Source organism: Desulfovibrio sp. SGI.102 (assembly GCF_050314315.1).
Classification (GTDB): Bacteria; Desulfobacterota; Desulfovibrionia; order Desulfovibrionales; family Desulfovibrionaceae; genus Desulfovibrio.
On the sequence record NZ_JBNPNC010000048.1, the window covers coordinates 1 to 22,049 of the forward strand.

Annotated in this window: 20 protein-coding genes; 19 read left to right on the top strand and 1 reads right to left on the bottom strand. The window is 57.1% G+C overall.

The window, feature by feature from the left end:
• Positions 1 to 410 precede the first annotated feature (410 nt).
• The 15 genes from ACQRCJ_RS09905 to ACQRCJ_RS09975 all read left to right on the top strand — a co-directional run bounded on the left by ACQRCJ_RS09905 (position 411) and on the right by ACQRCJ_RS09975 (position 17,224).
• The gene (locus ACQRCJ_RS09905) at positions 411 to 1,679 is read left to right on the top strand and encodes a TMEM43 family protein (protein WP_427799714.1); all 1,269 of its coding nucleotides are present in this window, start codon (positions 411 to 413) and stop codon (positions 1,677 to 1,679) included.
• Between the two features lie 33 nt (positions 1,680 to 1,712).
• A complete protein-coding gene (locus ACQRCJ_RS09910; RefSeq protein WP_427799715.1) occupies positions 1,713 to 1,853 on the top strand; it encodes a hypothetical protein in 141 nt (46 codons plus the stop codon).
• A gap of 204 nt (positions 1,854 to 2,057) precedes the next feature.
• Complete coding sequence (locus ACQRCJ_RS09915; protein WP_087353079.1) at positions 2,058 to 3,539, top strand: leucine-rich repeat domain-containing protein; 1,482 nt, start codon at positions 2,058 to 2,060, stop codon at positions 3,537 to 3,539.
• 90 nt (positions 3,540 to 3,629) lie between these two features.
• On the top strand, positions 3,630 to 5,255 hold the full coding sequence (locus tag ACQRCJ_RS09920; RefSeq protein WP_427799716.1) for a bifunctional metallophosphatase/5'-nucleotidase: 1,626 nt from the start codon (positions 3,630 to 3,632) through the stop codon (positions 5,253 to 5,255).
• Between the two features lie 82 nt (positions 5,256 to 5,337).
• Positions 5,338 to 6,609, top strand: coding sequence for a DUF805 domain-containing protein (locus ACQRCJ_RS09925; protein ID WP_427799717.1), 1,272 nt, complete (start codon positions 5,338 to 5,340; stop codon positions 6,607 to 6,609).
• 31 nt (positions 6,610 to 6,640) lie between these two features.
• Entirely contained in the window at positions 6,641 to 8,113 is a 1,473-nt protein-coding gene (locus ACQRCJ_RS09930; protein ID WP_427799718.1) for an ankyrin repeat domain-containing protein, read from the top strand.
• Positions 8,114 to 8,145: 32 nt separating this feature from the next.
• Positions 8,146 to 9,099: a hypothetical protein gene (locus tag ACQRCJ_RS09935; protein WP_427799719.1), complete on the top strand. Its 954-nt coding sequence runs from the start codon at positions 8,146 to 8,148 to the stop codon at positions 9,097 to 9,099.
• A 9-nt stretch (positions 9,100 to 9,108) separates the two neighbouring features.
• On the top strand, positions 9,109 to 9,609 hold the full coding sequence (locus ACQRCJ_RS09940) for a hypothetical protein (protein ID WP_087353085.1): 501 nt from the start codon (positions 9,109 to 9,111) through the stop codon (positions 9,607 to 9,609).
• 5 nt (positions 9,610 to 9,614) lie between these two features.
• Complete coding sequence (locus tag ACQRCJ_RS09945) at positions 9,615 to 10,178, top strand: LemA family protein (protein WP_427799720.1); 564 nt, start codon at positions 9,615 to 9,617, stop codon at positions 10,176 to 10,178.
• Between the two features lie 3 nt (positions 10,179 to 10,181).
• Complete coding sequence (locus ACQRCJ_RS09950; protein WP_427799721.1) at positions 10,182 to 12,281, top strand: DUF2207 family protein; 2,100 nt, start codon at positions 10,182 to 10,184, stop codon at positions 12,279 to 12,281.
• A 249-nt stretch (positions 12,282 to 12,530) separates the two neighbouring features.
• Entirely contained in the window at positions 12,531 to 13,181 is a 651-nt protein-coding gene (locus ACQRCJ_RS09955) for a hypothetical protein (protein WP_154511329.1), read from the top strand.
• Positions 13,182 to 13,205: 24 nt separating this feature from the next.
• Positions 13,206 to 14,111 carry a DUF6935 domain-containing protein gene (locus ACQRCJ_RS09960; RefSeq protein WP_427799722.1) on the top strand — a complete coding sequence of 302 codons (906 nt, stop codon included), beginning with the start codon at positions 13,206 to 13,208 and terminating at the stop codon, positions 14,109 to 14,111.
• Positions 14,112 to 14,132: 21 nt separating this feature from the next.
• Entirely contained in the window at positions 14,133 to 15,359 is a 1,227-nt protein-coding gene (locus tag ACQRCJ_RS09965) for a hypothetical protein (RefSeq protein ID WP_168935952.1), read from the top strand.
• Between the two features lie 15 nt (positions 15,360 to 15,374).
• Positions 15,375 to 16,466, top strand: a complete 1,092-nt coding sequence (locus tag ACQRCJ_RS09970; protein ID WP_427799723.1) for a nucleoside hydrolase — start codon at positions 15,375 to 15,377, stop codon at positions 16,464 to 16,466.
• A gap of 95 nt (positions 16,467 to 16,561) precedes the next feature.
• Entirely contained in the window at positions 16,562 to 17,224 is a 663-nt protein-coding gene (locus ACQRCJ_RS09975) for a DUF6935 domain-containing protein (RefSeq protein WP_427799724.1), read from the top strand.
• Between the two features lie 166 nt (positions 17,225 to 17,390).
• Here the strand turns inward: ACQRCJ_RS09975 and ACQRCJ_RS09980 are convergent, their stop codons facing one another.
• Positions 17,391 to 18,413, bottom strand: coding sequence for an ankyrin repeat domain-containing protein (locus ACQRCJ_RS09980; RefSeq protein WP_321031774.1), 1,023 nt, complete (start codon positions 18,411 to 18,413; stop codon positions 17,391 to 17,393).
• Here ACQRCJ_RS09980 and ACQRCJ_RS09985 point away from each other — a divergent pair.
• The 4 genes from ACQRCJ_RS09985 to ACQRCJ_RS10000 form a co-directional block, all read left to right on the top strand.
• Positions 18,412 to 18,792, top strand: a complete 381-nt coding sequence (locus tag ACQRCJ_RS09985) for a hypothetical protein (protein ID WP_427799725.1) — start codon at positions 18,412 to 18,414, stop codon at positions 18,790 to 18,792. The genes ACQRCJ_RS09980 and ACQRCJ_RS09985 overlap by 2 nt on opposite strands.
• Positions 18,793 to 18,832: 40 nt before the next feature.
• Entirely contained in the window at positions 18,833 to 20,296 is a 1,464-nt protein-coding gene (locus tag ACQRCJ_RS09990; RefSeq protein ID WP_427799726.1) for a lysozyme inhibitor LprI family protein, read from the top strand.
• Positions 20,297 to 20,518: 222 nt separating this feature from the next.
• On the top strand, positions 20,519 to 21,709 hold the full coding sequence (locus ACQRCJ_RS09995; protein WP_279060850.1) for a hypothetical protein: 1,191 nt from the start codon (positions 20,519 to 20,521) through the stop codon (positions 21,707 to 21,709).
• Positions 21,710 to 21,846: 137 nt separating this feature from the next.
• The coding region (locus ACQRCJ_RS10000) for a hypothetical protein (RefSeq protein WP_427799727.1) at positions 21,847 to 22,049 on the top strand (203 nt) is incomplete at its 3' end.

The following is a 22,049-nucleotide window of genomic DNA, read 5'->3' on the forward strand; positions in this document are numbered from 1 at the left end:
CTTAATCATAGACAAGAGGACATTTACCTTCTGGTGCTAAAACTGCTCAGAGAAAATCCTCTCAGCTAGTCAAGAGCCATCTTGTTTATTTCATATCCTTTTTTGCAAATAAGCTCAATCTGTCCATGCATCCGGCTTGCGTATTTTTCTCAAAATAACATCTGTTTTCTCAAAGAGATACGTCTTTTTTTCATCACCAGGATGAAATCTTTTTTACCAGGCGAATGAAGCATTTTTCATTGTTGTGATGAGATATTTTTTCTTACCGAACGGCTTGGTAAATAAGAAAAATGCTCCCTGCTCATTACAGGGATGATGCCCTGAACGAATCCTTTGCCTATCTTCCGCATAAGAAGCGGGGAAGTTTGTGATCCCCCGGAACTGCGCAACCGCTTAGCAAGGAAAAAGCCATGAGCGACGAAAACGATTCTTACACGGAAGTCACAAGCACCAGTTGGTTTTCCCGCCTCGGAGATTCCTTCAAGGGGATCGGAACAGGTTTCCTCCTGATCATCGCAGCCACGGCCCTGCTGTGGTGGAACGAAGGCCGCACCGTGCGCACGGGCGATGCCATCGTCGAGGCCCAGCTGGCGACGGAGCCCATGCCCGCCATCACCAAGGTCGACAGCGCCTTCGAGGGCAAGATGGTGTATGCCACGGGTCGTGCCGTCACGAAGGACGAGCTGACCGACCCGGTGTTCGGCGTCAAGGTGAACGCCATCAAGCTGCGCCGCAAGGTGGAATACTACCAGTGGGTGGAGCACCGCAGATCGGAAAAGCGCCAGAAGCTGGGCGGCGGGGAAGAGACCGTCACCACCTACACCTACTCGAGGGAATGGGTGAACCACCCTGTGGATTCCCAGTCCTTCAAGCAGATGGTGGGCCACGAGAACAAGACCCGCATCCAGACTGAAGCCGCGGACTGGCTCGCCCCCAACGTGACCTTCGGCGCCTACCGCTTCCCTGCCTTCCTGGCCCGCTCCATCGGCGGTGAGAAGCCTCTGGACATTTCCTTCACCGATACCCAGCGCGCCGAACTGCAGAAGGCTTTCTTTGCTCCCAATGCCAGCCTGGATGCATCCCAGGTGGTGGGCCAGCAGGGTGCCAGCATGATCCACACCCAGACCAACACCATCTATGTGGGCCGTGAGCCCGGTGCCCCGTCCATCGGTGACGTGCGCGTGACCTTCTTCGAGACCCCGGCTGCCGAGGTCTCCATCCTCGCCAAGGTGAACGGCGATACCTTCGTTCCCTTCCGTGCATCCAACGGCAACACCTTCTCCCGCCTCAGCATGGGCATACAGGACATGAACAGCATGTTCGACGCCGCCAAGAGCGGCAATGCCACCATGGCCTGGATCCTGCGCGGCCTGGGCCTTGTACTGTGCGTCACCGGTTTCGGCATGGTCTTCGCCCCCCTCAAGGTCCTCGCCGACGTCATCCCCCTGCTGGGCAGCATCGTGGGCGCCGGTACGGGCCTGGTGGCGGGTCTGCTGGGCACCGCCTGGTCGATGGTCATCATCGCCATCGCCTGGATCCGTTTCCGTCCCGTGCTGGGTGCCTGCCTGCTGGGCGCGGCGCTCGTCCTGGTGATCCTGCTGTTCGTCAAGGGACGCATGAAGAAGTCCGCCCCCACCGCCCCGGCCCAAGATCCCTCGGAACCGGCTCCGCGCTCCTGACGGAGTCGCCCCCTCAACCCCAAGGAGCAAGACATGAAGAAGCTCATCCTGGCACTCTTTGTCCTGCACGCCTTCTGTGCGACGGCATGGGCAATGGAGCTCAAGTGGGACAGGTACTACGTGTATTGCACCGCCAGCGGCAGGCCTGAGGTCGGCAACGGCAACCAGGTCTAGAACTACCTGAGGAGCTTCGGGAACAATCCTTCCGTCGACCTGATCACCTATCCCGGTTTCAAGGACAAGGCCAAGGCCGACGCTTATGCCCGCTCCCTGCGCGGCAGATGCCCGAAGAAGTGATGCCGTCCCCGGTGGCGGCCCGCCCTCACCCCCCAAAGACATTTGGACAACGCATTCCATAAAAAAGCAGGAGGAAGCCCTATGTCCGTAAAGAACATCCTTTGCACCATGTTGGCCCTGGGCCTGAGCGTCTCGGCGGCCTACGCGGCGCCTTCCGTCAACCGTTCCGGCTCTTCCGTCATCGTGAAAGAATCCCTTACCGATGAAGGCCTCAGCCAGGCCAGGGAGATAGCCGGCAGCATCAAGACGCCGGAGTTCAAGCTCGAGGGCGTCAAGGATGCGGACCTGGCCAAGTTCTGCCAGGCATTCCCCAATGCCAGCCGCCTCAGCGTCAAGGGTGGCCTCACGAGCATCGCTCCTGTGGCAGGGCTCAAGAACCTGACCTATTTTGAGCTGGAAGCCAACAATGTGACGGATATGTCGCCCCTGGCCAAGCTCACGCAACTGACCAGGATCAGCCTGAAGAGCGAGAAGATGGGCCCCGACCTCAAGTGGATGACGGGTCTGACCGCCCTCAGGGAGATCGAGATCAACGCCGGCAGCGCCCTGACCTCCTTTGAAGGCTTCCCCGCTCTGAAGGGTGATCCCCGCGTGGCCCTCAACGGTGCCTCTCCGGCCGACCTTTCGCCGCTCAAGTCCCTGGGCAGCTCCAAGCTCGAACTGAGATACTGCACCATCCAGGACCTGTCGCCCCTGGCCAGTATGCCCAACCTGCGCGAACTGAGCCTCTATGGCGCCACGGTGAAGGACTTCAGCCCCCTGGCCAAGTGCGCGAAGCTGAAGCAGCTCTCCTACTATGCCGTCAAGGATGCCGACTTCTCCACCCTGGCCGCGCTGAAGCAGGTCACTGAGCTCGATGGCGGTCTCACCAAGCTGGACAACATTGCCTTTGTGGCCGAACTTCCTGCCCTGCGTGAGTTCGACATGTTCGCCGAATACGTGACCGACTACTCCCCCCTGGGTGCCTCCAAGGTGGAGAAGCTCCAGATCTGGAACATGCGTGCTCCCGACTGCGACCTGAGCGGTGTGGCCAAGGCCAAGACCCTGAAGGACCTCCGGCTCTGGGGGGTGAACGGCGCCACCAATTCCGCCGCCCTGGCCAACCTGACGGAACTGCAGAAGTTCACCATCGCTTCGTCCTACAATGAAAAGAAGGGCGATCCCTTCGACATGGCTGCCGCCAAGGGCTGGGGCAAGCTGAAGGAAATGAGCATCAGCGGTACCAAGGTCGTGAACTCGGGCGAGATGGCCGGCTGCACCTCCCTGACCAAGCTGACCCTGATCCGGGTCAACAAGGAAGGCGAACCCTTCAGCCTGGCCGGCGTGGCCAAGATGCCCGGCCTGAAGAGCATTACGATCAATGACAGCCAGATCGCCAACTTCGAGGCCCTGGCCGGCTGCACCGAGCTCACCACCTTTGAGATGAAGAAGGCTGCGGGCGTCACCAGCCTGGCTCCCCTCAAGTCCCTGCCCAACCTGAAGCGGGTGGTCGTCTCCAAGGGCGCCTTCCCTGAGGCCGAACTGGGCGGCTTTGCCCAGACCGTGAAGGTCGAACAGCGCTAAACCACAGCAAGGGGCCGCAAGCGACAGGCCTGCGGCCCCTTGCCGGTCCAGTAACCAACAAGGTCTCCAGCCTTCCCCGGGGAGGACACCATGCCGTATCTGTCCCATCACGTGGCAACAGTCTGCACAGCGCTCCTGTTCCTTGCCCTGTCTCTGGTGCAGGGGGGCTGTTCACCCGCGCGGCATGCCTCCCCGGCGGAAGGCGCTCTTTCCCTGACCATCCTGCATACCAACGATACCCATTCCCACATCGCGGGCATCAACAAGTACGGCAATGCCTGCTTCGATGACACGGATTGCCGCGGCGGGCTGGCCCGCATCGCCACCGCCATCCGCACGGCCAAGTCGCAGAACGACAATGTCATCGCCCTGGATGCCGGCGACCAGTTCCAGGGGACCCTTTTCTACAGCGTGAACAAGTGGCCCATGCTGGCCGAGCTGGACCAGCACATGCCTTACGACGCCATGACACTGGGCAACCACGAATTCGACGAAGGCTGTCTGGAGCTGACGCGCTTTCTGGCAGCCCTCCCCTTTCCCGTGCTGGCAGCCAATCTGAAGCCTGCAAAGGGCTGCCCCATGCTCAAGGGCAACTATACTCCCTACACCCTGCTCACGGTACGCGGGCAAAAGGTGGCCGTGGTGGGCATAGCCAACAACGAGGTGGTGAGCCTGGCCGCCGCCTGCCCCCGCACATTTTTCGAGGATACGGCCGCCTGCCTGCAAAGGACGGTCAGGGATCTGGAAGCGCAGGGCGTGAAGCACATCATCGCCCTCACCCATATCGGCCTGCCCGAAGACAGAAAGCTGGCCCGCAGCGTGGACGGCGTGGACATCATCGTGGGCGGCCACAGCCACAGCTATCTGGGCCCTGATTCCGAAGAAGGCCCTTACCCCATTATCGAACGTTCCCCCTCGGGGCAGCCTGTACTGGTGGTCACTGCCAAGCGTGCCGCGCAGTATCTGGGCGAACTCAATGTCATTTTTGACGCACAGGGCGTTCCTTTCCGCTGGAACGGTGGCGCACGGGAGCTTGCTGCCCCGGAAACGCGCGATGCGGAAACAAGCGCTCTGGTGCAGAAGTATGCCGCCAGCCTGGACGAATTCCGCAACCACAAGGTGGGCAGCCACCATCTTTCCCTGCCTGACGGCATAGACGCCTGCCGGGAGGACGACTGTCTGGGGGGCAGCCTCATCGCTGACGCCATGCTGGAATACGCCCGCCCCTTTGGCGGCCAGGTGGCCCTGTGCAATGGTGGCAGCGTGCGTGCCGCCCTGCCCTCGGGCGATATTTCCCGGGGCGACCTGCTCAGCGTCATCCCCTTCGGCAATACGCTGGTGATGCGCGAGATCACGGGAGAACGACTGCTGGCAGCTCTTGAACACGGCGTTTCCGAAGAAGGCGGCCAGGGCCCGCGCCTGCTGCACACCGCGGGCCTGCGCTATGTGGTCGACGCCGCGCGTCCGGCGGGTTCCCGCATCGTCAGGGCAGAGATCCTGAACGAAAAGGACACGGGCACGCCCCTCGATCGCAAGGCCCGCTATGTGATCGTCACCATCGAGTACCTGGCGCGCGGCGGGGATGCGTATGAGATGCTCAAGGACAGCAAGGTGATCCCTTCGCCCGAACCCATCGATATCACGGTGGTGGAAGACTACCTGAAGAAGCATTCGCCCCTGCCCCAGCCTGAGGGCGAGCGCATCATTCGCCAGTAGACGGCCCCGGAAACAGCGGGCACCGGATCTGTCCGCACCGGTAATGCAAGTATCTCGACGGGTTCTCCCAAGGAGGATCTCCATGAACAGCGCACAAAGCATGCCCCCTGACCTGCCCATGCTGGGTTTCCCGGAGTCCGTTGTCCGCTGCCTTAGGAAGTACGCCACCTTCCGCGGACGTGCCACGCGGACGGAATACTGGTGGTTCTCCCTGTTCAATACGCTCCTCGGCATGGTGGTCTACGCCGCGGTCCAGCACCTTATGGGCACGGAAGCAGCGGATGGGGCCGCAAGTATCGTCCAGCTCGCGCTCTTCCTGCCCATGCTTGCCGTGGGTGTGCGGCGTCTGCACGACATCGACTTCCGCGGCTGGTGGATGCTGCTGGGCCTGACCGGCGTGGGCATCATCCCCCTGATCATCTTTTTCTGCCTGCCCGGCAAGGCCGCGCCCAACCGCTTCGGCGCCCGTGAATACGGGGCACAGGCGGGAATGACGCCGGAGCAGCAGGCAGCACAGCAGCCTGGACCCGTCGCGCAGACAGCGCCGGTACCCCAGACGGGACCGGCAATGCAGACCGCACCGGTGACGGAGGCCGCACCTGAACAGCAAGTGACAGCGGCAGCGCGGACCGCGCCGGTGACACAGCCTGAAGAGGCTTTTCCGCCAGCGACGGAAAAGCCGGCGGAGAAGGGCCATAGGCGCCTTGTGGGCATGCTCCTGTGCCTGTTCTGTCTGGCGGGCCTGAGCCTTGCCACACCGTCGGCCGGGATCGCAGCCGACGCGGGCCAGTCTGCTTCCGTGGCCTCGAACCCGGCCGCGCCCGGCGCCTCTTCCGCATCCTCCTCCCCCTCCTCCGGGCAGGGCATGGAACAGGGCATCCAGGAAGCCTTCGGCGGTCTCATCTCCGTCATGGGGGAGGCCATCGGCGGCATGACCAGGGGCATGCAGGAAGGCGCTCGCGACCTGCAGGCCCAGCTCGACGGTTCGGACGGCACACGTGTCATCAGCAGCGGTAAGGATCTGGCGGCCCTGACCGAAACGCGCGTGCTCAAGGCCGAACAACTGGAAGACCGCTCCTGGCGCATCACACTGGCCGTCCGGAACCCGCAGGAATTCCCGGTGCGTCTGGCCGGGCTTACGGAGAAACAGCAGGTTCTTCTGCTGGATCAGGAAAATTTTGTCTACGAGCAAACCCCCGTCGGAGAACGCCTTATGACAGTACCGGAACGGGCCGCACAAAAGCTGACATTCTTTTTCCCTGAACTGGATGGTTCCACGCCCAAAAACATACGGCTGTACGGCATGGATTTTGCCGTGCCTCACCCCATCGAGGTCCGTACTATATCCCAATAAACAACCGACAGACCATATGGGAGGCTCCCTTATGTCAATCCGTCTGTTCCCTTACTGTTTTGTTCTGCTTCTGGCAGCATTCGCTCCGGGCGTGCCCGGCATCGCAGCGGCAACCACTGAGTTCATGGTCCTCAATGACTATGCGCAGGCCTGGGCAGACAAACAGAAATGGGTATATGAAGGTATGCAGGAAAGCGATGAGCCAGTTCCTCACAGGGAAGGCGATGCATGGAATCAAGAGGACAGCTCAGGTCTCACGGTTCTTGATTATGCCCTGTTAGGTGCTTCCGCACAGGAACTTGGTGCTGTTCAGTCTATGGTCCAGCTTGGTGCGCGCCCAGGCACCGGAAAAGCGGAAGCGTATCTCGGCCCGCCTCTGAATCTGGCCAGACTGGCTGTTCGCAAGGCTCCTTTGGAGGAATGGCGCAGCACCATAAACTTTGGCGGAACGAACGAAATACTACCGAACGGTTTCACCCCCCTGCTGTGGGCGGCCGTGTTCCAGCCGGACGCATCGGTACTGCACGCGCTGATAAAAGGCGGAGCAGATCCGAAGAAGGGACTGCCCGAAGAGGCCGGAGGACAGAACATTCTGCACATTGTTGCTGAACAGGGATGGGATCCTCAGGCTGTCCATATCCTCATCGATGCAGGTCTGGATGTCGATGCCGTGACCAATCCCCAGATGATGGGGGAAACTCCCTTCATGGTGGCCGTCCGCAGAAACCAGAACCCGCAAGTTATCAAGGCCCTGCTGGAAAGAGGCGCAGATACGGAAGTCCGGGACAGCCAGGGACAGCGTGCATGGGAAGGGTTATGGCCCGAGCGTGAAGCCTGGCTGAAGGATGCCGGTCTGGGCTGGCTGTGGGACAATGCTGCGCGGCAAAAGCGGGCGAAGAGAGAACGTTCTGGTGGACAAGCTGCATCAGGTATTGCCCCCCCCAACCCCGCTTCCACCAGCGTTGAAGGGCAGACGCAGAATGCGCTCATGGACACGAATGCTCCGGGCATTCAAGCCCCGCTTGTCAGCAACGCCATGCCGGACGAGAGCATGTCTGTACAGGCTCTGATTACGGACAGCGACAGGATGGGAACCAACGTGCGCGATGCTCCCTCCGGCAAAATCATCGCTACCATCCCCTTCCCGGTCAATAACGAGCTGCCCGATGATGAGAAGCTGACGCGGCGTGTAGTCACACTTCTGGAAGAGCGGAAAGGTTGGTTCAAGGTTCTCTACTATGGCGACAAGCAAGGCTGGATGCACAAAAGCGTGCTGGGTGCCTATGCCTGCGCAACCGAGGATGGGGATGCCCGCCTGAAAGCCAACCCCGATTACAATGCCCCTAAGGTGGCCATCCTGCCCACGGATACGCCCCTGCGTCTTCTGAGTGTGCGCGGCGCTTGGCTCAAGGTCTCCTGCACCACCAAGACGGGGCGAAACGTCAGCGGCTGGCTGCCGCCGGAATGTGTATGGGCAAATCCCTATCGGCATAAATGGCGCTGAAAGCCCGATAACACTCTAAGCAAGAGGCAAGAATGCATCTCTCCCTGTTCTCACTGGTGCCGGCCTTTTTTCTTCTTTTCCTGCCTACGCCCTGTTCAGCCAAAAATCTGGATAGTGTGCGTTCCTTCTCCTACATTGTTTCCGGCATGATGGCACCTCAATCTTTCCATGTATGGACGACCAGAGACGGCAAAGTCATGATGCAGGTGAACTACAAAGGGAAAAAATATCGCCGGGAAGCCAATGGCTGGGTGCTGGAACACTTATCTATTCTTGCCGCACACCACAACATTATTGCCTGGACCGATCATCGGGACAAACCACTTCCCGATGGCATATATGCATTGGATGAAGGATCCTATTCACTAAATGTCCTGTGGGATTCGGGACAGAATCTATCCATCTCAGGCCGGACTCTGCCGCAAGGCTCCCAGGCTTTTATCTCGGATCTTATGGATTTGTGGGAAAAAACTGTACAGCGCTATCCCTATGAACCTCCAAAGGAAATACATTCTGACAAGATCCGCTTTTTCTCATTTCATGAACACTTGGAACAAAACGAAAACACATGGCTGATGCTATGCGCCCAGGATTTATCTTCTCAGGTAAACGTCCGGATCTGCCGTGGGAACATAGCTGGCAACAAGGAGTATTACAAGACTGCCCCCCTCTTTCTGCAAAAGCTGAATGGACTAATCAAGCGGCACAAGCCAAACCTCTGGAACGATAAGGCCAAGGCCGCACAAATGGATAATGATGCAACGGCCGTCCCTTACGTGACTTTTTATGTGGAGTATTATCCAGAGCAAGATGATGCACCGGATAATGAATACTATATTCACAATTATGGAGATGCAACACCTATGGAGATTATTGATATTGTGTTTAATCCTACTGAATATCAAGGATATATACATTTTAAGAAGGAACTCCTCGCGCTATTTGAAAACGTAATGCAGAGCAAGAAATACCGTTATGGAGAATAGGAGGGAAATATGATGAAAACGAGCCTGATTCCTGCCCTTGTGGCACTCATGATCACTTTGGGCATGATGAACACAGCCTATGCGACATCACAGACCGGCCTGCCCGCGCCCCTGTCTGTAAGGGAAGCCCCGGATCTCCTGAACAAGCTGACCGTTGGGGCGTATGAGCTGACCGTCACCTCCAATCAGGACTACACTGTCAAGCTGCTTGTCGCAGCCCAAAAAACTCTGAGGAACTTCAGCATCATAGCCATTGAGTATGTGCCCAACAAGGATCCCAATGATACGACCATCAGATTCAAAAAGACAAAGATGCTTTATACCCTGCCACTGTTCAGTCCGGACAAGCCCCTCTATGCTCTTGTCGAAATGATAGGCAGCATACCCAATATCGGGTTTTCCTATGCAGCTGAGGATGGTACAACCCCTGTTTTTTCCCTGAATTACAACGGAAATGACGGCTCTCTGCACCTGTATCCCGTGAACATCGTGAATGAAGAAATGGAGTAGACATTATGATTACTGTCATCATCATAGTAGGTATTGCCCTAACGATCGCCATAAGCCTCATTCTGCTCTATAACGGCATGGTGAATGGAAAAAATATGGTGGATGAGGCATGGAGCGGCATCAGTGTCCAGCTCAAGCGCCGTCATGACCTGGTCCCCGTGCTGGTCAATTCCGTCAAGGGATACATGACCCACGAACAGGAAACTCTCACCAAGATCGCCGAGCTGCGCGCCCAGGCTGTTTCCGCCTCTTCTTCCGGCTCGCTGTCGTCCATCGCAAATGCGGAAAATCAGCTGATGGGAGCCTTGCGTTCCCTGTTTGCCGTATCGGAAAACTATCCCGATCTGCGCGCCAGCGAAAACTTCATGCAGCTCCAAGAACAGCTTGCCCTGCTGGAAGATGAGATCCAGCTGTCCCGCCGCTACTACAACGGCACAGCCCGCGACCAGAATAATCGTGTGCTGCAGTTTCCCGGCAATCTGGTGGCTCGCGCCTTCGGCTTCGGCAAGATAGAATATTTTGAACTGGCCGATCCCGCAGAAGCGACTGTGCCGGAAGTGAAGTTTTAAGACATGTGTCGCGTCATTTTGCTTCTTCTATGGGCGGTGATGCTCCCCCCAGCAGTCGTAGCACTCGGGGCGGAAACTCCTCTCTCTTCCGCCCCATCCCCGGACATGCCTTCCTGCTTTGCCCTTATCCAGGTGGCTCCCGACGGAGAGTTAACCATTATCGAGCGGCTGAAGGGCTTTGGTCCTTCCGTGGAACGTCCTCTGAGCAGTGGGGCAAAGATCTACGGCAGTCTCGCCCCCTTCGTACAGGAATCGGATATGGAGCTGGTGTCAGTCACAGCCGATGGCAAGCCCGTCACTCCCAGCGTGTATGTGAAGGAAAAAGACAATAGCCGCCACGTGCGTCTTATAGCCCAGGACAAAAGCCTGTCCGTGCACGAATATACCCTGAAGTACAAGGCTAGAGACAGGATTCTTTTTCTCTCCAACGTGGATAGACTGGACTGGGATATCTGGGGCACAAGTCGGCACAATAGTAGCCCCCTTAGGCTTTCCTGCGCCATAGCCCTGCCGAAAGGAGCGATCGTCAGCAAGCAATGGTCCCGGCTGGGGCATACAACCATGGGGCACAGACCCGTCACCCAATGGATCAACAAGGATGGGGTGGCCTTCTTCCGAGGTGAAGAGCCCATGATGGATACTGAACACTTTGTCGTTTCCGTGGAATGGAACAAAGGCGTCGTCACCTCCGATGGGTCAGAAGAAACGCTCTCCACCGTCAAAAGCACCCTGTGGGGCGTCTTTGCCCTGCTCCTGCTCCTGTGCGGCGGGATCTGGTTCAAGTTCGGCAAGAACCCGCGCCCCAAGGTCTCCATCCCGCTTTTCTATCCGCCCCTTGGTCCGGACGGCAAAACGCTCTCTCCGGCAGCCGTGGCCTATATCCGCGAGGCGGCCATGCTGACCTCTCGCGGTTTTTCCGCGCTCCTGCTGAACTTGGCGACCCAGAAAATGGTGGATATGACTGGCACAGGCAGTCGCACGGATCCCTATGTCCTGCGGACAAGCAGTGAGATCATGAAGCGGACCTCCATAGACAGTTACGGCACCGAAAACAGGAATACCGGCCCAAAAGGAGAGGAAAGCAGCCAGCACAAACGCCGCATCTGGGAAGACCTCCTGAAGCGGGGTCGTGGTTTCGACATGGCAGAGCGACGCTGCCTACGGAAGCTCTTTCCCACCCGCCCGCCCCAGCCTCTTGAAGTGGGCAGGAAAAACGCCTGGAAGGTGGCCGAGGCCCGCTCCACATCCTACGAGGCCCTCGCTTCCCAGTACCGCGACATGTGGCAAATAAACGGGACCCTAGTCAGCCTGATGTTCATCCTTTGTTATGGCGGGGCACTCCTGGCTCAGGGTGCCCTCTGGCTCAATTTTGGTGCTGAGGACATCCCTGCAGTCCTGGCCGCCTTCAGCCTGACGCTCGGCCTCACCTTCTTGACCCATCGTAGCACACAGTATGCAGTCAGCATCCTGGTCCGCTGGCAGGAAATGGGTTACCTCAACCTGCTCCTTCTGGGAGTCTATATACTGCTCGTGCCCGTCATGCTGGTGTATGACGTCATCCTCGACGAAAGCATGTCGGACTTTGCCCTTTACCCGTTCATGCACAGCTGGAGTGCGCTGCGCCCCCTGCTCTGGCTGGGATTGATGGGCTATCTCCTCTGGCTGACCCGAAGCATTACGGAAGTATTCTTAGTCCCCTTAAAGATTCTGGGCTTCCTTTTGCTTTTCTTTGTGGTGGGAGGGACACTCTTCTGGGCCAACAGTTTTATGGGCAGCGGCAATCTGGCCTTTATGGGCATTCTGCTTCTGCCTATGGTCTTCATGCCTCTCATGAAGCGACCTGCCCCCAAGGCCGCGCAGATTCTGGCGGAGATCGAAGGTCTTGCCCTGTATCTGGGGACTGCAGAAGCATCGCGTCTCAACACCTTTAATCCGCCGGACCGGACACCGGAAGAATTCCACCGTTTCATGCCCTACGCTGTGGCGCTGGGACTGGAAAAGGCTTGGGGGGCACAATTCGCCACCTCTCTGGCGGATCTGCAGTTCCGCGGCAGTTCCCTGCAGAGGCTGGCCGAATACGAGCACCGCATGCAGGGGAGATAGCACTGTTTGGCACATGACGTATGACCGATTCTGGCGAGGATATCGTGATGGATACCAGTCCGGGCATGAAAAAAGGAAACATGGGGCTGTGTCACAGACAAGAGTGACATTCGCAATAAAGTTCCAGGGAATAGTGAAACCACGCTATCCCGAAATCGGATTATCTGACACGTCACCAGACTTGATGACATAAAAACAAATCCCGCTTTTATGCGATGGAATAATACCCCCTTACAGGAGTGAATGAACATGAAAGCCAACATGGCATTGCCTGCAATAACCCTGCTGCTTTGTTTAATCATAGGCAACTCAAGCGTTAGCCTGGCAGGTGATTCCGGTGAAGAACGTACTATCCCTGTCATAGAATGGGGATGCTGGTCGTGTAATAAACGAGTTTTTACGTTTACTCCTGACAGTCTCGACGGAAAGATCATCCAGCACAAGGATCCCAATTATCAGCAATCAAAGTGGATTATACTAAAGACCAGAAGTCCCATAAAAAAATGCGAAAAAATGTTTGATGGGGCACACATTTTTGACAAAAAAAGAGAATTCATGACTTCCGGATATACCATTATGACACAGGCCGACAGTTTTGTGGTCATAAAAGGAGGTTCGGCCATCAAGGCACAGATCAACAAGGTTCAATGTGTGGGGTGCCAAAAAGGTGCCTATGCCTTTGCAGGTGACGATCTGGACCAATGGGGGGTTTTATCCATGAGCGAAGTGCCTGCCGTCTTTGCCATGAAATCCGGATCCAAGATAGGAACCTGTGGTAAAATAAGGCTCCCTTATGGAGGCTCTTTCTTAGGACCTCACTTGTTTGATCTAAAAGGAACTGTTTCCATGTCGTCAGATACTGTTTCACAAAATTTTGGCTCCTTTCTGTGCTCAGATTGATAGCCATACTTGCAGGAAAAACGTATGAGAACACAACTTTTTTTAATCATGTCCCTGCTTATCATGGGCATGTGCCTGGATCCGTATTGCATCTCGGCCAAACCATTAAAAGAAAAGAATACTGTTGCCTCAGCGAAAGGTCTTCCATCAACCTATGCAGACTTTAAAGAGCGCTGCCATACTGTCGCCGTCACCCCTGAAGGGGCTGTCAAAATGTATTTTGACGCCGTATTCTGCTACCTTGATCCCAATCGCCGGACGGAAGCATCCAAGATGCTGCGCTATATTATGCACGCCGATGCCAACTGGGAAGGGAACCAGCGGCATGTCACCTTCCTGCGCCGCCTGAAGGATCCCTCCCTGCACTATATCTTCAGGAGCTTCGCGGCGGGGACCAGCCCCGAGAACGGTTACCGCATGTCTCCCGATGCTTACCGGCTGGTCTTTACCAGAAAGGACCGGCAGCAGGATTATACCCGCGTGTTCCTGCGTTCGTCCGGGGCCGACTCGGACCGCCGGGTCTGGGTCAAGCAGTATCCTGACGGATTCTGGTACGTCATCAACAATGCGGACACGTACGCCAAGGTCCGTGACCCTGCGGTCTCTGGCATGGGCAACAGCCATGATGCCGATTTCGACGTCACCGCGCCGGCGCCCCAAGCCCCGCCTGCGGAAGTCTCCGCTCCTGTGGCAACACGACCGGAACCTGCGGAAAGCGTTGCTCCACCGGAGGCACAGCCGCAGTCTTCGGAACGTTCCGCTGCGCCGGCACGACCGGCACCTCCAGAGACTGCCGGCCCTTCGGCAGCACAGCCGCAGCCTGCGGAAAATGCCTCTTCTGCGACGGTACAGCCACAGTCCGTGGAAGCTACCTTGCCTCCGGTGGCCCCGCCTGCGGAAGGCGGCGAGGCGGAGATGTCCACCTGGTAGCATGGGCAAAAGGAGATAACGATGAAGAAGACCTGGCTCGTCCCGTGCTGCGCGCTGGGCATGCTCCTGTACGCGGGCACGGCCCACGCCGCTTTCTGGCAGATCCTGCGGGATACCCCCGTACGCGCCGATGCGACCGTTGGTGCCAAAGTTCTGGGTACGGCCAAAAAGGGCTGGATCGTGAGTGACATGACCGGGGATGGTTCCAGCCCGCAGTGGATCAGGATGGTGGAGTTCCAGACGAAGTCTGGCGAAGGCATGGCCTATGCCCACTTTCTGTACAAGGTCCCGGATGCCTACATCAGCGCCGCGGACGTGGTGCAGGTGGCTGACGGGGACGGGACTCCCCTGCAGCAGGCCGGGGCCGCATCCACCGCAACTGCTGTGGCGGCACAGGGCGTGCGCGTGGAGCGCATGGTCGCGCCCCAGGTCACGGCTATGGCCTGCAACGGCGCCGTGGACGAAGCCGCCCTGAAAACGGCCCTGGATGCCTGGATAGAGGCATGCAATGCCGTCCTCGGCAGACTGGAAAGCATGGCGCCCGACGAGGCGGCCAGGGGGATGCTGGCCTGGACAGATGAGGCCCCCTTTGATCCCGCGAGCATCGGGGACATGGACAAAAGCATGGAGGCTCTCCTTGGCCGTTGGATGAGTGCCCGGTACGGCCATCCCCAGACCCCGCTGGGCGCCGATGACCAGAAGGTGCTGGCCCTGTTAGCCGCGTATGGACTGGTCCCGCAGATGGCCGAAGGCATCACCTTCTTCGCGGCCGACGTGAGCGCCCTGCGCAAGAGGGTCAGCTTCGAGCCTCCGGTGGCCGCCTATAGCGACTATATGTCCCTGCGGGACAGCCAGCCGTCCGTCCTGTTCACTGATGGCGGTTGCCGCTATCCCGTGAAGGAGATGGGCACCTGGGCCGTGCAGTGGGAACGCTACCTGAACACGGTGCCTGCCGACAGCGTGTATTTCAAAGAAGGCAAAAAGCGGTACCTGGAATTCATGACCCACATCCTGTTCAGCGACCTGCCCAACACGCCGGCCTTCCCTCGCTACAACAAGAACAGGATGGAAAAGACGTGGATGGCGGCGTTGCAGAGCGTGGCTCTGGAGAACCCCGGTACACAAACGTCCACCCTGATCACGGAATTCCTTGGCAAGATCAAGGCCAACGACAACAGGCTTTCCGCCGCATATGGAGAAGCCCTTTGGAACAAGATGCGCTCACCGTCCTTTCCTCGGACGAAATAGGCAAGGAGGACAAAGATGAGGATCCTTACCCATATGATGTTGGGCATGGCCATGCTGTGCATGCTCTGCGTAACCAGTGTCCAGGCGGCCCAGCAGAAAGAAAAGGTCCTGCTGGATACGGATATGGTCGAAATGTTCGATGACGGGGTCGCCCTCATCATGCTGGCCAATGCGCCGGGCATCGACCTGCTGGGCGTGACCTGCGTCACCGGCAACAGCTGGGTACAGGAGGGCGTGGCCTACAGCCTGCGCCATCTGGAGATCGAAGGACGCAACATCCCTGTGGTGGAGGGCATGCGCTACCCCCTGCGCCCGCAGCGGCACGAGCTTTTCGAGATGGAGCGTACCCAGTTCGGCATGGGGCATGACGCCTGGCTGGGCTCGCTGGGCCGTCCGGAACCCGCCAGCTGGCAGGACTTCTATAAGCAGCAGTACGGCAGGGAAGCGCAGTTCGAGCCGCTGAACACGCATGCCGTCAATTTCATCATCGACACCATCCGGGCCAATCCCCATGAAGTGACCATCGCCGCCATCGGTCCCTGCACGAACCTGGCCGCCGCCATCCGCATGGCTCCGGACATCGTGCCCCTGGTCAAGCGCGTGGTCTACATGGGCGGCAGCTTCTTCCAGCCCGGCAACGTGACCCCGGCGGCGGAATTCAACTGGTGGATAGACCCCGAAGCCGCCCAGATCACCGTGCGCTCCCCCTTCAAGGAGCAGATCGTGTTCGGTCTGGACGTGTGCGAAAAGGTGCTCTTCCGCAAGGCCCATTATGACCGTTTTCTTGCCAGCCTTGGCAAGAGCCCCCAGGCCGATATCCTGAAGAAGACCTTTGTGGGGCAGACCTTCGCCAAGGACGCCAACTTCACCCACTTCGTCTGGGACGTGCTGGTGGCTGCCGCCATCATCGATCCCGGCATCATCACTGCGGAAAAGACATGCGCCATCGACGTCAATACCCAGTACGGCCTGTCCTACGGGCAGTCCCTGGCTTTCCCAAAGTTCGCCGCCTCCGGCTGCGCCAAGGTCCGTATCGTGACTGATATCGATCAGGAACGTTTCTGGAACATGGTCAACGACAAGACGTACTGGAAGTCCGCCCGCTGATGCTCCTCCCCATGGTCAGGCAGGCGAAGCCCTCTGTGACAGTTCCATAACATCCCTCACGCCCACCAACGCGATAGTCCTGGAGGAATGAAGACATGAAAAAGCCCCTCTTCGCCTGTCTGGCCTTACTTTGCGGTATGCTCCTGTGCGCATGCGTCCCCACGCTTCCCCATTCGTCCAGGTATGCCGCGCTTCTCGATCCCCTCATGAACAGCGGCAGGACGACATCCATTGACGCCCCGGCGGGACTGCCCGCGAACTTCAGCGAGTTCAAGTCGCGTTGCCAGTCCGTTGCCCGGAGCCCTGAGGGCGCTGTCAAAATGTATTTTGACGCCGTCTTCTGCTACCTCGAGCCCGGTCGCCGGACGGAAGCCTCCAAGATGCTGCGCTACATCATGCACGCTGATGCCGGCTGGGAAAGCAGCCAGAGGTACGTGACCTTCGCACGCCGTCTGAAGGACCCCGCCAGCCACTACATATTCAGAAGTTTTGCTTCGGGAACGAGTCCTCAAAACGGCTACCGCATGTCGCCCGAGAATTATTCGCTGGTCTTTTCCGGCAAGTCGAACGAGGCCGACTATGTCCGGGTCTTCCTGATCTCATCAGGGTCTGACAGCCGCCGTATAGTCTGGGTCAAGCAGTACCAGGACGGACTCTGGTATGTCATCAACAATGCAGATACCTATATGAAGGTACGCGAACCTGCCAGCTCCCGTCCTGACAACAGTCATGACGCGGATTATGACAACAGGCGATGAAACAGGAGGCGATATCACGGCATGTCCTTCCTGACGGATCATGTCCCATGATATCGCCTCTGCGTTTCCTCTGTGCTGATGGATGGTTACCCTGCCCTCCGGCATCGATGGCAGCGGGAGAACAAGGCCCAAGATGTTTTCCCCGGAAAGCCGCATGGCTTCCAGCTCAGTCCTGCAGGATCTCCGCCAGACCGTTCCGCTTCAGCCAGGATATGCGCCCTGCGGGCAGACCGTCCCCGGCCCGGTTGCCGTCCATGTCGCACAGGCCCGGGTCCGCGCCCTGCTGCAGCAGCAGGCGAATGACCTTCGCATCAGGGCTGACGTTGCGCACGGCGAACATCAGGGGACTGTACGCACCGAAGTCCTTCCCGGTCTGCCCATTGACGGGCAATCCCACGGACAGCAGGAAGCGGATGGACTCGGGACTGCCCTGCCCCGAACAGGCCACATGCAGGGCATTGGACAGGCTGTCATCGACCGCCCGTACGTCAGCCCCCCGCTCCGCCAGCAGGCGCAGCAGGCCCAGGCCATCCGCCCGGCGCGCCGCGAACAGGAAGGCCGAGCAGCCGACCCCGTTGCGCATGTCCACATCGGCACCATGACGGACAAGGGTTTCCGCCACAGAAGGATTGGCGTTGGCCCGGCAGGCCAGCATCAGGGCGCTGTCACCCAGCATGGACGAACGGCTGTTCACATCAAGCCCCTGGCGCAGCAGAAAGCTGATCATCTCCGGGTTCCTGTTATGCTCGGCCGCCAGCAAAAGCGCATTGTCCCCCAGTCGGGCGTCGCCCCCCGGCAGAACTTGTCGGGGGTTGGCCCCGGCCTTCACCAGGGCTTCCAGAACGGCCGGATTAGGGCAGAGTGCCGCAGCCCACAAAAAGGCGGTAAAGCCATTGGGCATGGTGGAATCCGCCTTGCCTCCGGCCTGTAATGCGGCCTCCAGTTGACTGAGGGGTGCCTGGGTGGCAAGCAGGCGCGCCAGTGTCAGGGCCGGATCGGCCAGGCCGGGACCGGGGCGGGCTCCGTGCCGCAGCAAGAGCTCCACCATGCCCGGTGCGCTGAACGCATTTCCATGCGCCAGCGCCATATCCAGGGGGGTATGGCCATGGCTGTCCGTCACATCGAGCCTGACGCCCGACTGCAATGCCTCTTGCAACGCGGAGGGATCGTTCTCAAGGATGGCGGCCATGATGGCGGATCCTTCGCCACTCCAGGCCGGGCAACTCCAGAAAGACAGGCTGAAAAGCAGCACCATTCCAAACATCATAAATCTTTTTTGCATGGGAACCTCCATTAGTCGGGAGCGACATGGCAAGAGTATGGCCCACCACCCCGAAGAACGCATCCTTACCAAAATGACGTCGCAAAAAAATTTTCATGAGGCTTGCAACGTCTTTCTCATTGTCGTGATGAGATCATCTTTTTTCAATGATGAGACATTTAAAAAAAAACAGGACAAATCCATCATCAGGATGATGCAAAAAAAAAGACGCCTTGCTAAGGTTGGGGCAGGCAAAAAATTTTGCTCCAGTCTACCGAACAAGAGCATGTCGAAGTCTATCGTTTGACGTACGGTCATTGCCGCTTCGCTGGAGGCAGAGAACAAGCATGATGGAGGACAATATGAAACTCGGGAAATGGGCACTGGGTCTTTGTCTGCTGGGAAGTCTGTTCTTGCAGTCGCACGCCCTAGCACAAGCAAGCCCGGCAAGCAAAGGCAAAGCATCTGTTTTTTCTTTTGAGAATACTCGCCTCGGAGGCTTTTATCAGGATGATAAGAATGGTCCCCTATGGCTTGCCGCTGATATGCTGGACGGTTACCCAGCTTTTGCTCAGCTTTTGCAGCAAAATCAAAAAGACACTTCCCGTGGATTGCAGCTCGCCTCTTCTTGGAGAGCCATGCCTCGTCCCGTCCAGTCCTATCTCGGTGATCCCACACCTGTGCATCAGTATCTAACCCAAAAGGGGGTAGAGAATCCCCAGCCCCAGCTGGAGCAGGCCTATAGAGTGGATCTGGACGGGGATGGACAGGAAGAGCTGCTTATTGTGTCCCAGAATATGGTACCGGCACGGAGTCAGGGGGTGAGCTGGCAACTCGATGTTCCGCTTTTTGCGAAAAATCCTGCCCTCCCGCAAAATCCCCAAAAAGGTCAGCATTCCGTGGTCATGCTGCATGATGCCAACGGCTGGCATCTGCTGACCCAATATGTGGCTCTGAAGGACGTTGAGGCAACATGGGCCGCTCCCCGTGTCCACAAGATTCTGAACTTCGCGGATCTGGACGGGGATGGCAGCATGGAAATCCTTATGGCGGAGTATACGGCTGAATCCGTCGGCTATGCTGTATACCACTATACCTTTATTCAGGATACCAATCAGGACGTCATCACGAGGAGTACACTGAGACAGTTTTTTGCCGTGACACCCAATGAAGTGGCCCAGTTCCACATCAGTGGACGGCTGATCAGGCCTGTCAGCTATGAAGACGCCTACGGTTATCAGCTGCAGCTGGAGAACGGCATTATTCTTGATGTGGCCATGGGGCAGGACGTCCTGCCCGAATTTGCGGAAGCCAGCCCCAATTGTCTCGTGGAGATGGACTGTACGCTAGAACACTGGTCGGACGGCAAAATTTCCTCGTATGACTATTTCTATGTGCCGAATTCTGGTAAAATTGTGGCTCCGGCTGACATTTTGATGGGGCAGGAGGGACCTGTGGCACAAACGTCCTCCACGCTCATCAACACAGTGGAAGAATTGGCCCCCGGCTTCAAGACCTGCGTCTCGCACAGCTCTTCCACTCTGGAAATGCGTGAGTGCAACGCCAATGCCATCAAGTATTGGCAAAACAGACTGGACAAAGAACTGAGTCACGCCAGAATGATGTGCAGGCAAGCCGATCGGCCTGATTCCTGCCTGGAACACCTGAACAAATCGCAGGAAGCCTGGCAGAACTATGTGGATATGATGGCGGCTTACTACGAAGAAGTAAACGGCGGCAGCGTGGGGGTGCTTGAGCAGGGGTATTTTCGGGCTGAAGCCATCAAGGCTCAGGTCCGTATTCTTGAATAATCAGGGATTCTATTTATAAAGACAGTTTACATCCTTACCAGTCTTTTGTGGCTGTTTAATCTCTATGCAAGATCAAAGTACAGCCCACAATTAATATAGAAATATTTACGATAAGGTCAATGAACATATTTGTACATGATGAATCATATATATAACGACTAGAGAACTTGGCATTGAATAATGCATCTACATTCATGACTGTCTATATAGCAGGAGGTTTCTATGCGGTTCTTCATCCTCTTTATACTATGCCTTTTTACGTATAGTCAGGCTGCAGCTGTTGAAGTGGCAAGCTCAAAAAGCGAGCTACAGGAAATGGGGATCGAAATTCAGCTTCTGAGCAGCATTGAAGGTCTGCCGTCCTGCAAAATCGGGGGAGCCTTTAATGCGGATATCGGCAAGTGGCTGCGCCTTGTGCGTGATGGAGAAGCTTTTGCACAAACCTGTGTGTATGAAGATTGGAATATTTCTCTCACGCAGACCAGCGGCCTTTCCTTCTATCAGGTGGAGTCTTCTCAAGATGGCAAAAAGCTACTCTCCCTGCTCTCTGACCAGGGCACAACGCTGCATATTTTCCATACCAGCGGCCCCGGCCTGAAGGAGCACCGCCCGCTGGACGGAAAACTACTTTTTCTCTGGGAAGACGAAAACGGCTATTCCTACGAAACTCTTGTGGGAAAAAACGAAATTCATACCAGTAGCGAGGCGATCGGGGAACATCACTGGACGGATCTCAGGCTGGAAGAGGTGGAATACCTAGGTCTAAATGGAAAGGGAATGGCGCTTATCGGATACGGACATCTGTTTCGGACAAGGGATGGGCAGGTGCTGGACTTAATGGGCAATTGCTTTGGGGGGAACTCAAACGAACAGTGCTGGCATTGGCTGAAAAGCTTCCAAAACAAGCCGCTCCGTATCCTGTGGGGAGAGTTTGCCTTTGGTGCGGGAGGAGGCCCCACCCTTTACGAGGCCATGCCCGGCTTGGCCGAGGTCGCCGGAGCCGCCCCACACTACAGTAACAAACGCTTCGGTTTTTCTCTCTCCTGGCTGCCGGGGAATTACAACGTACTGGAAGCCGATAACGGAGACGGCGTAACGGTGCGTGACAATAAAGGCTTCACCATGCTTGCCTATGGAACATATGGCTATATGGCCATGGGACAGAAAATGGAGGATGTGCTGATCGAACTCTCTCACGGGCTGGATGTTACCTACAGACGAATCAACGACGAAAGGAGCTGGTTTGTAGTCTCAGGCTTTGCGGGTGAAGATATTGTCTATATCAAGTGCTTTTTAAGAAATGATGCAGCCTGTATTGTCCGCATGAGCTACCCGAAGCATAAGGCAGAATTCTACGCCCCCCAAGTGGAAAAAGTGATGCAGAGCTTCAAATTCAACTATAGTACAGTCTAAAAATGTCTGAAGCTATTTTACCATGCGGACATTACTGACTGTCATATTGCTTTCGATTTTTATCTATGCTGCACCCCTCACTGCAAGCGAAAAAAGTGAAGAAAAGTTGCACTTGTTCTCATTCCAGTCCGGCGGGTATGGAACGCCCCAGAGCCATCCATATCTGGCGGGATGATAATAGACAGATACTGCTGGAAGTGGAGGGAGATAAAAACTACCGCACCAGAGTAGATAGAAAAGTTTTGGAAGCCTTTACCAACCTTGTACGTCAGCATCCTTTAGAGAATGTCCGGCATATATCTTGCTATACCAGTTTTCTCCAAAGGATACAGGCCAAAGC